At 38.9% G+C, this 14,070-nt stretch carries 8 protein-coding genes, 2 tRNA genes and 3 rRNA genes; 3 read left to right on the plus strand and 10 right to left on the minus strand.

Going from position 1 to position 14,070, the window contains the following annotated elements:
- The first annotated feature begins 144 nt into the window (after nt 1–144).
- Nucleotides 145–1,983, plus strand: coding sequence for an autotransporter domain-containing protein (locus tag LU301_RS11840; protein WP_305271133.1), 1,839 nt, complete (start codon nt 145–147; stop codon nt 1,981–1,983).
- Between the two features lie 169 nt (nt 1,984–2,152).
- Complete coding sequence (locus tag LU301_RS11845; protein WP_305271136.1) at nt 2,153–2,593, plus strand: universal stress protein; 441 nt, start codon at nt 2,153–2,155, stop codon at nt 2,591–2,593.
- Between the two features lie 101 nt (nt 2,594–2,694).
- On the opposite strand, the gene LU301_RS11850 is transcribed toward LU301_RS11845, so the two are convergent.
- The 7 genes from LU301_RS11850 to LU301_RS11880 form a co-directional block, all read right to left on the minus strand.
- On the minus strand, nt 2,695–3,120 hold the full coding sequence (locus tag LU301_RS11850) for a hypothetical protein (RefSeq protein WP_305271138.1): 426 nt from the start codon (nt 3,118–3,120) through the stop codon (nt 2,695–2,697).
- A 99-nt stretch (nt 3,121–3,219) separates the two neighbouring features.
- Nucleotides 3,220–5,148 carry an ATP-binding cassette domain-containing protein gene (locus LU301_RS11855; protein WP_305271139.1) on the minus strand — a complete coding sequence of 643 codons (1,929 nt, stop codon included), beginning with the start codon at nt 5,146–5,148 and terminating at the stop codon, nt 3,220–3,222.
- 121 nt (nt 5,149–5,269) lie between these two features.
- A 5S ribosomal RNA gene (gene rrf / locus LU301_RS11860) occupies nt 5,270–5,384 on the minus strand.
- A gap of 111 nt (nt 5,385–5,495) precedes the next feature.
- Nucleotides 5,496–8,389: ribosomal RNA gene (locus LU301_RS11865) — 23S ribosomal RNA — on the minus strand.
- A gap of 445 nt (nt 8,390–8,834) precedes the next feature.
- Nucleotides 8,835–8,910 (minus strand) — tRNA-Ala (locus LU301_RS11870).
- Between the two features lie 66 nt (nt 8,911–8,976).
- A tRNA-Ile gene (locus tag LU301_RS11875) sits at nt 8,977–9,053 on the minus strand.
- A 71-nt stretch (nt 9,054–9,124) separates the two neighbouring features.
- Nucleotides 9,125–10,657: ribosomal RNA gene (locus LU301_RS11880) — 16S ribosomal RNA — on the minus strand.
- The 16S, 23S and 5S rRNA genes sit together here with 2 tRNA genes alongside, the layout of an rRNA operon.
- Nucleotides 10,658–11,208: 551 nt before the next feature.
- Between LU301_RS11880 and LU301_RS11885 the strand changes: the two genes are divergently transcribed.
- Entirely contained in the window at nt 11,209–11,742 is a 534-nt protein-coding gene (locus LU301_RS11885) for a GspH/FimT family pseudopilin (protein ID WP_305271142.1), read from the plus strand.
- 245 nt (nt 11,743–11,987) lie between these two features.
- Here LU301_RS11885 and LU301_RS11890 read toward each other — a convergent pair whose 3' ends face one another.
- The 3 genes from LU301_RS11890 to LU301_RS11900 are packed head-to-tail and all read right to left on the minus strand — an operon-like array spanning nt 11,988 to nt 13,962.
- Nucleotides 11,988–12,236 carry a hypothetical protein gene (locus LU301_RS11890; protein ID WP_305271145.1) on the minus strand — a complete coding sequence of 83 codons (249 nt, stop codon included), beginning with the start codon at nt 12,234–12,236 and terminating at the stop codon, nt 11,988–11,990.
- Nucleotides 12,237–12,251: 15 nt separating this feature from the next.
- Complete coding sequence (locus LU301_RS11895; protein ID WP_305271147.1) at nt 12,252–12,968, minus strand: GTPase family protein; 717 nt, start codon at nt 12,966–12,968, stop codon at nt 12,252–12,254.
- 4 nt (nt 12,969–12,972) lie between these two features.
- Entirely contained in the window at nt 12,973–13,962 is a 990-nt protein-coding gene (locus tag LU301_RS11900) for a GTPase family protein (protein ID WP_305271150.1), read from the minus strand.
- Nucleotides 13,963–14,070 lie beyond the last annotated feature (108 nt).

Consider the following 14,070-nt stretch of genomic DNA (forward strand, 5'->3'; position numbering starts at 1 on the left):
TCTAATTTAAAAAATGAAATTTTAACGGAAAATATCAGTTAATGCAAAATAATCACTTATTCATAACTGTATAAAATATTTGACTTTTAGAATGATTACTCTATAATGAAAAATATCATTTTTATCCATTCAAGGGAGCTTGCGATGTTTCGTCCATTAACATTAACACTAGCATTATCTGCATTAATGAGTACAGCGAGTTTTGCACAAGATTTTAGTAAAACTGTTTTCTTTGGTGATAGCTTGTCCGATACAGGGCGTATTAAAGAAATTATTAGCGGTGAAAATCCTGCCTTAGGAAGCATATTGCAAGACTCATTTACCACGAATCCAACACCAGTATGGACACGTGTATTAGCTAATAGCTATGGCACAAGTGCTGAACCTTATACTGCAAACAATCCTAAAGGTACAAATTATACCGTTGGAGCTTCGCAAGCAGGAAAAGAAGCAATATGGAATGGCTTAGTAGAAATTCCATCGACTAAAAAACAAATTGCTAGTTATTTAGCCAATAATAACGGAAAAGCTGACCCAAATGCATTATATTCTGTTTGGATTGGGGCAAATGATTTATTTGCGGTAGCAGAAAATCCTAGCAATGCTCAAGCTTCAATTATAAATTCAGCAACTCGTGCAGTAGCAGATGTTGAAACACTGAATCAAGCAGGTGCAAAACTGATTTTAGTACCTAATATTCCTGATTTAGCATTAACACCATTAATTTTAAATAATCCTGCTTTAGCAACACCTGCTCAGCAAGCAGCTCAGCTATATAATGCAAATCTATACAATGGGTTAAATCAAACTACTGCCAATGTTGTTCCTGCCAATACTTTTAAATTATTGCAAGAAGCAACAGCAAACCCGACTGGTTTTGGCTTTAAAAATGTAACGGGGGTAGCGTGTGCAAATCAATTAGGTGTACCAACATCTGAATCATTGGCATGTACTACAGCAAATTTAGCCGATGCTAACGATAGTGAAAATTATATGTTTGCCGATGCTATTCACCCAGCAGGGCGTACTCATCGTATTCTAGCTCAATATTACCGTTCAATTATTGAAGCACCTGCACAAGTAGGTGTATTGACTAATAGTTTAGTAGTACAAGGTAATAACCAAAATCAGCAAATGCAACGCCGTTTACAACAAATCAAGCCTACACAAAATAACTGGTGGGTTGATGGGCAAGTAAGTCATAGTGAAGTCAATCAAGTCAAAACTGATGGTTTAGATAGCCAAGTACGTTTAGGTGCTGATGTCGCCAAAGGTGGGCATAATACTGGTTTATATGTACAATTAGGTCAGCAAAAAAATGAAATCGGTAAAAATTCTACCGATGTACAACAATTTGGTTTAGGACTGTACCATCGTTATCAACATAATCAATGGCGATTACAAAGCCATGCAGGTCTTGACCATTTAGCGATTGAACATACACGTCAGGTAAATTGGGATGGGGAAGCACGTCAGCATAATGCAGAAACTGATGGACAACGTTTACAAGTGAGTACCCGTGGCTCTTATGATATTCAACAAGGCAATTTAACTTATACACCATATTTAGGTGCAAGTTATCAGCGTTTAAATATTAACGATTTGTTGGAAAATCAAACTAATTTATCAACTGCAATGAAGTTTCATGGGCATAGCCAGAAGTCATTACAAGGTGAGTTAGGTTTAAATGTGAATTATAAAGTTAATCCTCAAACCAATATCTATGGTGGTTTAGGCGTAAGTCATGAATTTGAAAATCAAGATTTTAATATTACAGCATCTTTACCAAGCATTAGCCAATATAACCGTGGTTTTACAATGCCAATTAACTCAAAAACAGACAAAACTGCCGTCAATGCTCACATAGGTGCTGAATGGCAATTTGCACCTAAAGCGACTTTGATAGGCGGTATCAATACACAAACTGCAGGTAGCGAAACACAAAATATTGGTGGTTTTATCGGTGTAAACGGACAATTCTAAATATTTTAGAGTTTCTTTTTTAATGATAAGGAAAGGTACTGCATAGTGCCTTTCTTTATTTTGAGATAAATATCTATTCAAGCAATAAAAATTTTAAAATTCACTTTTAATTTATTGCAAAATGCAGTAATATCCTTATAAATAGTATGTAAATAATAAGGAGTTAGGTATGTACCAACATATTATTGTCCCTGTTGATGGTTCTCGCACTTCACTTAAGGCGATTGCTCAAACAGCCACATTAGCAAAAACCTTTCAGAGTAAAGTTACAGCTGTTTGTGTATTAACTTTAGATCCTTTTGTGGGTGTAGAATTTGTTGATACACGTGCTTTGTCAGAACGTTACGCACAAGAAGCACGTCAAGGCATACAAGAGATTTTGGACCATGCAAAACAATTATTTGCTGAACAAGGTGTTGTAGTTGATACGCAAATCATCGAAGGAATAGAAGTACATACTGAATTGGTTAAATTGGTAGAACAAGTCAATGCCGATTTAGTGGTAATGGGTTCACATGGACGTAAAGGATTAAAGAAAATGGTTTTAGGAAGTGTGGCTCAAAACCTATTAGGCGAAATTCATGTACCTGTTTTGGTGGTGCGTGATTAAGCATTTAATGATATAAATTGTATCTAAATGATTGTAATCCATTGATTTAGCGTAGGGATAAAAATAATTATCCCTACTTTATTCCATTCAATCATTATGTATCATTCACTAGGTAAAACTCTTGCTGAAATAAAGCCAATGCATATACAAAATACTAGAATAACAATCAATACACCATATTCATTCCAAATATTTTGATCCGCTACAAGCACAAGATAAAACACTGCAGAAATCTCTGCTAATATGGTATACAATAATCCAACCATTGCTCTATGAACAAAATTATTTGTAAATTTTAAGGCACGTGCAATGTTTTTTACCACCGTTGAAGATACGAATACACCTATTAAAAAAACAGGTATCATAAATATTGCAAATAACAACACCAAAAGGTTAATAAAAATCATACCCAAAACAGTAGCTATACCATAAACACTCATTGATAATATTAGCATAGAATTCAATAGTTTATCATAAGCATCTTTTGTTTGAACCTTTCGCATTATTATCTCTAAACCATATAACATGATTCTCCATTATACAGCATACATCTAACATACTATACCTTTTAATAATACTAGGGCAAAATATTTCTGCCCCTACCATCATATCAAATCACACATATATCATTCATCAAATCCATTTTCCATTTCTTCTAGTTCCATCATCAATTCTAATAATAACTCTTCTAATTCAGCGAGTTGAGATTTTTGTTGCTGTTGTTGTTCCATAATGGCTAACAATTCTGCTTTTTTATCCGCTTGATACAAACTTTCATCCGCCAATTTTTGCTCAATTTCGGCTAATGTAGCTTGGATTTTACTCATTTTAGCTTCATTTTGCTCAATTTTTTTACGAATTGGACGGGTTAATTCTCGTCTGCGAGCCATTTCTTTACGTTGGGCTTCTTTATCGACTTTTTGATGTTTAATTTCAGGTTCAGCGGTTTTATATTCAGCCATTTGTTGTGCAATCATCTGCTGGCGGGCTTGGCGTAACCATTGACTATAATCATTTAAATCGCCATCAAACTCTTTGACTTTACCATCATGAATTAAATATAACTCATCACAAACTGCTGCAATTAGTTGCCGTTCGTGTGAAACCAACACTACAGCTCCTGCAAAATCTTGCAATGCCATCGACAAAGCATGACGCATATCTAAATCTAAATGGTTAGTTGGTTCATCTAAAATCAATACATTAGGACGTTGCCAAACAATCAATGCTAACGCTAATCTCGCTCGTTCACCACCTGAAAATTTCTCACATGGCGTATCCATACGCTCGCCACTAAAGCCAAAACCGCCTAAAAATGCACGCAAACTTGCTTCACTAATGGTTTTATCAGCAATACGAGACAGTTGCAACATTGGACTAGCTTGAGCATCTAAATTATCCATTTGATGTTGAGTAAAATAACCAATATTGAGTAATTCCGATGCTTTCCTCTCCCCTGCCAATAATAACAAATCACCAACTAAACTTTTAATTAGCGTTGATTTTCCTGCACCATTTAAACCTAATAATCCCAAACGGCTATTTGGTGTAATTTGTAGATTAATTTTTTTTGCTAGTATTTTATCAGCAGAATAACCAATACTTGCCTCATTGAGTTGCAATAATGGCGAACTCATTTTACTCGGTTCACGAAATTGAAAGGTAAATGGCGTATCAATATGGGCGGGAGCAAGCTGTTGCATACGCTCAAGTTGTTTAATACGGCTTTGTGCCTGACGTGCTTTAGTCGCTTTAGCCTTAAAACGGTCAATAAATTTTTGTAAATGGGCTTTAGTTTCTTGTTGTTTTTCATAGGCTTGTTGTTGTTGAGCCAAGCGTTCACTACGAATAATTTCAAATTGAGAATAATTACCTGTATAGAGTGTTAATTCTGCATTTTCAATATGTAAAATATGGTCAGTCACAGCATCTAAAAAATCTCTATCGTGTGAAATTAAAATCAACGTCCCTTGATAATGATTTAACCAATCTTCTAACCATAAAATCGCATCTAAATCCAAATGGTTGGTCGGCTCATCGAGCAATAATAAATCAGAACGGCTCATCAAAGTACGAGCAAGATTTAATCTCATACGCCAACCACCCGAGAAACTTTTCACCGATTGTTGTGGTTGATGTGGTAAAAAGCCTAATCCAGCCAATAATGTTGAGGCTTTTGCTACTACTGAATAGCCTTGAATTTCATCAAAACGCCCATGTAAACGAGCCAATTGTTCATCGCTTAATTGTTCAGGCTGTTGTAATTGCTGTTGAATTGACCAATACTCTGTATCACCAGAAAGTACAAAATCGAGTGCTGTCATCTCTAAGGCTTCAATTTCTTGTGCCATGTGAGCAATCGTCCAATGTTGAGGACGGCTTAATTCACCAACATCTGCCCCCAATTCGCCCAATAATGCCGCAAATAGTGATGATTTCCCTGCACCATTGATACCCGTTAAACCGACTTTCCAATTTGGATGAATTTGTAAATTTGCATTTTGAAATAAAACACGAGAGCCTTGACGTAAAGCAAAATTTTGTAATTGAATCATGATAGTATAATCAAATAAATAAAAGATATTTTAAAAGTAAATAATTAAGAATACAAATAATTTATGTAATAAAAAACCTTCAACCATTATTTATTTGATTGAAGGTTTTTATTTAAAAAGGAGTTGGCGATGACTTACTCTCACATGGTTAACACCACACTACCATCAGCGCTAAGTGGTTTCACTTCTGAGTTCGGGAAGGGATCAGGTGGTTCACACTTGCTATGGTCGCCAACGAAACTGGTACAGCGAGTATTGAGCTGAGTTGTTTTGTTCATTGCATTTTCTGAATCAAGTTTTCACATTTATTTTGGATTATTGTGTTTATACAACAACTTGGGTGTTGTATAGTCAAGCCACACGAGCAATTAGTATTGGTCAGCTTCACATGTCGCCATGCTTCCACATCCAACCTATCAACGTCCTAGTCTTGAACGGCTCTTTAGAGTAATTAAATTACTAGGGAAATCTCATCTTGAGGTAGGCTTCCCGCTTAGATGCTTTCAGCGGTTATCCCTTCCGAACATAGCTACCCGGCGATGCCACTGGCGTGACAACCGGTACACCAGAGGTTCGTCCACTCTGGTCCTCTCGTACTAGGAGCAGATCCTCTCAAATTTCCAACGCCCACGGTAGATAGGGACCGAACTGTCTCACGACGTTCTAAACCCAGCTCGCGTACCTCTTTAAATGGCGAACAGCCATACCCTTGGGACCTGCTTCAGCCCCAGGATGAGATGAGCCGACATCGAGGTGCCAAACACCGCCGTCGATATGAACTCTTGGGCGGTATCAGCCTGTTATCCCCAGAGTACCTTTTATCCGTTGAGCGATGGCCCTTCCATACAGAACCACCGGATCACTAAGACCTACTTTCGTACCTGCTCGACTTGTGGGTCTCGCAGTTAAGCGCGCTTTTGCCTTTATACTCTTTGCGTGATTTCCGACCACGCTGAGCGCACCTTCGTACTCCTCCGTTACTCTTTAGGAGGAGACCGCCCCAGTCAAACTACCCACCAGACATGGTCCTCGTCCCCGATTAGGGGACTGAGTTAGAACCTCAACATTACCAGGGTGGTATTTCAAGGATGGCTCCACAGAAACTGGCGTCTCTGCTTCTAAGCCTCCCACCTATCCTACACAAGTAAGGTCAAAGTTCAATGTCAAGCTGTAGTAAAGGTTCACGGGGTCTTTCCGTCTAGCCGCGGGTACACTGCATCTTCACAGCGATTTCGATTTCACTGAGTCTCTGCTGGAGACAGCGCCGCCATCATTATGCCATTCGTGCAGGTCGGAACTTACCCGACAAGGAATTTCGCTACCTTAGGACCGTTATAGTTACGGCCGCCGTTTACTGGGGCTTCGATCAATAGCTTCGCTTGCGCTAACCACATCAATTAACCTTCCAGCACCGGGCAGGCATCACACCCTATACGTCCACTTTCGTGTTTGCAGAGTGCTATGTTTTTAATAAACAGTTGCAGCGGCCTGGTTTCTGCGACTGTCGTCAGCTCAAGGAGCAAGTCCCATCACCAACAACAGTGTACCTTCTCCCGAAGTTACGGTACCATTTTGCCTAGTTCCTTCAGCAGAGTTCTCTCAAGCGCTTTGGTCTACTCGACCTGACCACCTGTGTCGGTTTCGGGTACGATTCCTGTGTAACTGAAGCTTAGAGACTTTTCTTGGAAGCAGAGTATCAGCCACTTTGCTATACAAGTATAGCTTGCTATCAGTTCTCAGCATAGAGTACCCCGGATTTGCCTAAGATACATGCCTACAACCTTCCACCTGGACAACCAACGCCAGGCTGACTTAACTTTCTCCGTCCTCTCATCGCATTACACAGAAGTATTGGAATATTAACCAATTTCCCATCGACTACGCCTCTCGGCCTCGCCTTAGGGGTCGACTCACCCAGCCCCGATTAACGTTGGACTGGAACCCTTGGTCTTTCAGCGAACGGGTTTTTCACCCGTTTTGTCGTTACTCACGTCAGCATTCGCACTTCTGATACCTCCAGCGGGCTTCTCAACCCACCTTCTTTGGCTTACAGAACGCTCCCCTACCACTTACATAAAATGTAAATCCGCAGCTTCGGCACATAGTTTTAGCCCCGTTACATCTTCCGCGCAGGCCGACTCGACTAGTGAGCTATTACGCTTTCTTTAAAGGGTGGCTGCTTCTAAGCCAACCTCCTAGCTGTCTATGCCTTCCCACATCGTTTCCCACTTAACTATGATTTTGGGGCCTTAGCTGGCGGTCTGGATTGTTTTCCTCTTGACTATGGACGTTAGCACCCATAGTCTGTCTCCCGGATAGTACTCATCGGTATTCGGAGTTTGCATCGGTTTGGTAAGTCGGGATGACCCCCTAGCCGAAACAGTGCTCTACCCCCAATGGTATTCGTCCGAGGCGCTACCTAAATAGCTTTCGGGGAGAACCAGCTATCACCGAGTTTGATTAGCCTTTCACCCCTATCCACAAGTCATCCCCTGGCTTTTCAACGACAGTGGGTTCGGTCCTCCAGTTAGTGTTACCCAACCTTCAACCTGCTCATGGATAGATCACCCGGTTTCGGGTCTATACCTTGCAACTTAACGCCCTATTCAGACTCGATTTCTCTACGGCTCCCCTATGCGGTTAACCTTGCTACAAAATATAAGTCGCTGACCCATTATACAAAAGGTACGCAGTCACATAACAATGTATGCTCCTACTGCTTGTATGCATACGGTTTCAGGATCTATTTCACTCCCCTCACAGGGGTTCTTTTCGCCTTTCCCTCACGGTACTGGTTCACTATCGGTCAATCAGGAGTATTTAGCCTTGGAGGATGGTCCCCCCATATTCAGACAAGGTTTCACGTGCCTCGCCCTACTCGTCATCATCTTATATAGCCTTTCGTGTACGGGAATATCACCCTCTACGTTCGCACTTCCCAGAGCGTTCCACTAAACTATATAAAACTTTATGGGCTACTCCCCTTTCGCTCGCCGCTACTAAGGGAATCTCAATTGATTTCTTTTCCTAAGGGTACTGAGATGTTTCACTTCCCCTCGTTCGCTTCATTAACCTATGGATTCAGTTAATGATACCTACCTTATGGTAGGTGGGTTCCCCCATTCAGACATCGCCGGATCAATGCTTGTTTGCCAACTCCCCGACGCTTTTCGCAGGCTACAACGTCTTTCTTCGCCTCTGATTGCCTAGGCATCCACCGTATGCACTTATTCACTTGACTATACAACCCCAAATTGTCGTTTAAATAAATATTTTAAAATATCTATTCATTCTTTCAACTTAAAGTCACACAATCTATTCCAAAACGCTTGATTCAGTTTTTGCTAGTCCTCAATTAAATCTTTTCATCTTACGACTACTTCAATCTATTGAGTGAACAATTATTTTCAGACTCAATTCTTGCTGTTAATGAATGATGTTTTATAGCTTTAACCTGTGTTATCACTTATAAAACTGTAATACCTCATCAGTATCACTTAAATTTTATGCTTTAATTACTCACTAATTTCTTTACTTAGTGAACTTAATTGCATAAGTTAATTATTATAACATAATAACTAATTTATTCAATCAAATAAATCATTTAATCTATACCGTACAGAAAAATCATAGATTTTTATCTTGTGTTCGGACTAAGATTATTAATCTTTGCTATTCCTCACTTATGGTGGAGACTAGGAGAGTCGAACTCCTGACCTCCTGCGTGCAAAGCAGGCGCTCTACCAACTAAGCTAAGTCCCCATAGCTTTTCATTTATCTTACCATCTATATTTTTAACTACTTGCACTTTAAAGTGCTTGCAATTAGTGGTGGGTCTAATAAGACTTGAACTTATGACCCCACGCTTATCAAGCGTGTGCTCTAACCAACTGAGCTATAGACCCTCAGATAAACTCTTTCAGAAGAACAACTTGTTGTGGATTCTAACTATCATCAAACGAATCTTTTTTTTCGTTAAGGAGGTGATCCAGCCGCAGGTTCCCCTACAGCTACCTTGTTACGACTTCACCCCAGTCATCGGCCACACCGTGGTGATCGCCCTTTTTTAAGCTAACCACTTCTGGTGCAACAAACTCCCATGGTGTGACGGGCGGTGTGTACAAGGCCCGGGAACGTATTCACCGCAGCATTCTGATCTGCGATTACTAGCGATTCCGACTTCATGGAGTCGAGTTGCAGACTCCAATCCGGACTACGATAGGCTTTTTGGGATTCGCCAAGCCTCGCGACTAAGCTGCCCTTTGTACCTACCATTGTAGCACGTGTGTAGCCCTGGTCGTAAGGGCCATGATGACTTGACGTCGTCCCCGCCTTCCTCCAGTTTGTCACTGGCAGTCTCCTTATAGTTCCCACCCAAAGTGCTGGCAAATAAGGATAAGGGTTGCGCTCGTTGCGGGACTTAACCCAACATCTCACGACACGAGCTGACGACAGCCATGCAGCACCTGTATCAGAGTTCCCGAAGGCACCAAAGCATCTCTGCTAAGTTCTCTGTATGTCAAGACCAGGTAAGGTTCTTCGCGTTGCATCGAATTAAACCACATGCTCCACCGCTTGTGCGGGCCCCCGTCAATTCATTTGAGTTTTAGTCTTGCGACCGTACTCCCCAGGCGGTCTACTTATCGCGTTAGCTGCGCCACTAAAGTCTTATACGACTCCAACGGCTAGTAGACATCGTTTACGGCATGGACTACCAGGGTATCTAATCCTGTTTGCTCCCCATGCTTTCGCACCTCAGCGTCAGTATTAAGCCAGAAGGCTGCCTTCGCCATCGGTATTCCTCCAGATCTCTACGCATTTCACCGCTACACCTGGAATTCTACCTTCCTCTCTTATACTCTAGCCAACCAGTATCGTATGCAATTCCCAAGTTGAGCTCGGGGATTTCACATCCGACTTAATTAGCCACCTACGCGCGCTTTACGCCCAGTAATTCCGATTAACGCTCGCACCCTCTGTATTACCGCGGCTGCTGGCACAGAGTTAGCCGGTGCTTATTCTGTGGGTAGCGTCCAGTACTCAATGATATTAGCATCGGTACCCTCCTCCCCACTTAAAGTGCTTTACAATCTTACGACCTTCTTCACACACGCGGCATGGCTGGATCAGGCTTGCGCCCATTGTCCAATATTCCCCACTGCTGCCTCCCGTAGGAGTCTGGGCCGTGTCTCAGTCCCAGTGTGGCGGATCATCCTCTCAGACCCGCTATGGATCGTCGCCTTGGTAGGCCTTTACCCCACCAACTAGCTAATCCAACTTAGGCTCATCTATTAACGCAAGGTCCTAAGATCCCCTGCTTTCCCCCGTAGGGCGTATGCGGTATTAGCAATCCTTTCGAATTGTTGTCCCCCATTAATAGCCAGATTCCTAAGCATTACTCACCCGTTCGCCACTATCTCCAGGTGCAAGCACCCTTCAACCGTCCGACTTGCATGTGTTAAGCCTGCCGCCAGCGTTCAATCTGAGCCATGATCAAACTCTTCAGTTTAATTCATTCTTAATCAGCATTCATCATCATAAACATAACAACAAATACCAATTCGCCCATTCAATCACTAGCAAAATTTTCGCTCAAATAAATCTCGAGTCAATTTCTACCAAATCAAATGAACTTTATATTCAATTTAAAATATAAAAATCCATCCAATAATAGCAAAAATCCACACAAGTTGTTCTTCTATCTCTCTTAATGAATTATCAACCATCTCTTCAATTGTTGATTATTACTATCACAAATTTATAAGATAATATCTTATAAACATAAATACTTAAAATCAATATTTAATTTAAATTCAAAATATTATCATCTTGCGATAGATGTGTATTATAGACACAACTCAAACCTTTGTCAAACTTTTTTTCAAAATATTTTCATCATCTTTCAATTAATTATTCCAGTTGCATGATATTTGAGCAAATATTGATGTTTTATTGCATTTAACACAATGTCTTTTGCTTTTATTATTGTTTTATCAACTATTTTATGTTTGAATAGATTTCTTCTAAATTAATCATAGGATTGTAGGGGTTTCTAATCGTATGGATAGGATATGGAATCAAAAAGGTCTAACACTCATTGAACTGGTAGTTGTCATTGCTATTTTAGCTATTATTGCTACAGTTGCTATCCCACGTATTCAACTCATGTTAGCAAGACAAGAAATGCAAAATATTTCCATTTTAATTCCACAAATCTTAAGAGCCGCTCGGCATGAGGCTTTCTTACGGCGTAAAGATATTGTTGTTTGTTCGAGTAATGATGGACTAATATGTACCAATCATTCTCTGTGGCAAAACCATATTATTACATTTGTTGATACAAATCATAATCGTCAAAAAGATGAGCATGAAGAAATACTTTCATCACAATATGTAAACGCAAAATATGCAACGATTACACGTATAGGTGCAAGACACGCCAATTATATTATGTTTAAAAGTAGCAATGCTCTCCCTCAAGGTTCTCAAGGTAGTTTTTATTATTGCTCTTTAATGGACAAATCTTTAAATCGCCGTATTATCTTAAATGGCATGGGGTGGCATAGAATTGAAAAATTAGATTCTTGTTCTTAAATACCTCCTATATAATTTTTAGATATAATTCTATTACTTGAATAAAAATCACCTTAGTGATAAGGCGTTTTTTTAAACACACATGAAGTTGAAAGTGAAAAGAAAAATTGCAACAACGTCGTTGATTTAATAAGAAGGATTGAAGTGAGATAAAAGAGAAAAATCTGCTTAAATTGAGTTTTAAGCAGATTTTTTATTTAGATAGAATCTTTATATACATTCTGATTCTGTAGTTGTTGAATCTGTTACTGTATAGAATGGATTTTATTGCGACACTTATCAATTTCTTGTTCAGCTTCATTATCTGTCTTCATATGGGCACGGTCTAGTTTATCATAGCGTTCCCAAAAAGATTCGTCAGATTCAAAAAAACCTTTTTTTAACTTATTCAATGCCACACTACGGCGATAGATTCCGTCTTCGTAGCTTTCGATGTTACGCTCAAGCACTTCAATCTCAGAGCGTAGTTGATTAATTTTATTTTGATTACTCATATCATTCAGCCTTTATTAAAAAATAAACTTGCGACTATTACTATCAATTTGAATTACTCTACGCTGTGTAGGTAGATTCTGTTTGATATGCAATAATATTTTATCGATGTTATAGCCATGTTCTGCACTATAATAAATAGGCATGTGAATGTTTAATCCTGTCGCCTCTTTAATACGTTGCTGAACATTATAGGCTTGTTCATCTAAAAACTGTTTTAATGTAGCTTCAGGGCAATTATTGACCGAATCCCAATAACGCCCTTTCATTGCCATATCTGCTTGATTAATTAAAACAATAATACGTTTTGGGTCGATAATTGGTACAATTACATCTCGTAATAATTGATAAGCTGTTCCTAAATCACGAGAACTACCATCAAGAATGACCATAACCATATCGATCAAACCATAAGGAATTGAATTATCTCCACCTACCGATACCGTTTTGATTAAAATGTCAGTAATATTACGAGCATGGCGTTTGTCATTTTCCTTACCATCACCCAAACCTGCGGAATCATGAATACGGAAATAATCATTTACTTCGTAATGAGATACGATTTGAGTTTCTGGTTCACAACCTGTACCCACTTTGGCAACATTATCTCCAAAAAGAGCATTGATGGTAGAGCTTTTGCCTACACCTGTAGCACCAACTAATAATACATCTAAAGGACGTAACAAATTGCGTTGTTCAATTTCACGTTGAATATCGTAATATAAATTTTGCATTCTATTACCACCAACTGCTAATAGTACGTACTACACTACCAATCGCATTACCTATACCGCGTGCCACACCGCCAATCACATTGCCAACAGTACGTAAACCGCTTAAAGCTCCTTCTACAACACCACGAGCTAACTCGCCAGCACCTCTAGCAATTGTATTTATAAAAGATTCAATGAAACTTTCTTTTACTTTTGCTTGATAATCTTCTAAATCATCATTTTTTTGCCAAACTTCTTGACGTTGGTTAATTTCAGAAGCATAAACAATACGTTTATTTTCACTTGTATGACTGAGAATATAAGACAATAGCTTAGCTAAGTTCCATGGCTGTTGCTCATCATTACCATCTTTATAGCCTGCTGAATAATAAATCGGATTAACCGTTACACCTGTTGCTTCAAAAATTCTTGTGCGTGTTGAATCGACTTTTTCATCTAAAAAAGCAACAAGTTTTGGTTCTGGTTGATTATTTTCATAATTCCAATAACGTCCTTTCATTGCAACATCAGCTTGATTGATAGCAATTAATAAGCGACTTTTATCTTCGCCTAAATTTGGAATGATGACCTTGTTAATTAATTCATAAGATGTACCTAAATCACGAGAACCGCCATCTAAAATTACTAAAACTAAATCAATCAATAAGTTACCTTGACTGTCTTTTTCTAATAATTTATTGATGATATTTTTAGAATGACGTAAATCAGCTTCATAACCATCGCCTAATCCTGGAGAGTCAAATAGTACTACATTACCTAAATCATAACGAGCAATATCTATCGTTTCAGGATTTGAGCTTTGTCCTACTTTAGCTTTTTCTGTACCAAAAAGTGCATTAATGGTTGATGATTTACCACAGCCAGTTGCGCCTGTAATGAGTACATGAACTTTTTCTGTTTTTAATTTCTCTGCATTTTTTAATATTTGCATTTTATCAATTTCAGATAAATTTGATTGATTGATACTATTAACAAAATCTTGAAAATTAGTCATAATGACTCCTTTTTCCATTAAATGAAAGATTAAAATAAACACAAATATTATAAAATTGGTCAAAAAAAAAACAATGTTTTTGTTTACAAAATTTATTTATTGATAAAA

The sequence above is a fragment of the Moraxella sp. ZY210820 genome, assembly GCF_030674635.1.
Taxonomy (GTDB): Bacteria; Pseudomonadota; Gammaproteobacteria; order Pseudomonadales; family Moraxellaceae; genus Acinetobacter.

Bases quoted from the DNA above. Each gene is read 5' to 3' on its own strand.
- LU301_RS11900 (WP_305271150.1), bottom strand. From the start codon at position 13,962: ATGACTAATTTTCAAGATTTTGTTAATAGTATCAATCAATCAAATTTA.
- LU301_RS11885 (WP_305271142.1), top strand. From the start codon at position 11,209: ATGGATAGGATATGGAATCAAAAAGGTCTAACACTCATTGAACTGGTA.
- LU301_RS11850 (WP_305271138.1), bottom strand. From the start codon at position 3,120: ATGTTATATGGTTTAGAGATAATAATGCGAAAGGTTCAAACAAAAGAT.
- LU301_RS11845 (WP_305271136.1), top strand. From the start codon at position 2,153: ATGTACCAACATATTATTGTCCCTGTTGATGGTTCTCGCACTTCACTT.
- LU301_RS11895 (WP_305271147.1), bottom strand. From the start codon at position 12,968: ATGCAAAATTTATATTACGATATTCAACGTGAAATTGAACAACGCAAT.
- LU301_RS11855 (WP_305271139.1), bottom strand. From the start codon at position 5,148: ATGATTCAATTACAAAATTTTGCTTTACGTCAAGGCTCTCGTGTTTTA.
- LU301_RS11890 (WP_305271145.1), bottom strand. From the start codon at position 12,236: ATGAGTAATCAAAATAAAATTAATCAACTACGCTCTGAGATTGAAGTG.
- LU301_RS11840 (WP_305271133.1), top strand. From the start codon at position 145: ATGTTTCGTCCATTAACATTAACACTAGCATTATCTGCATTAATGAGT.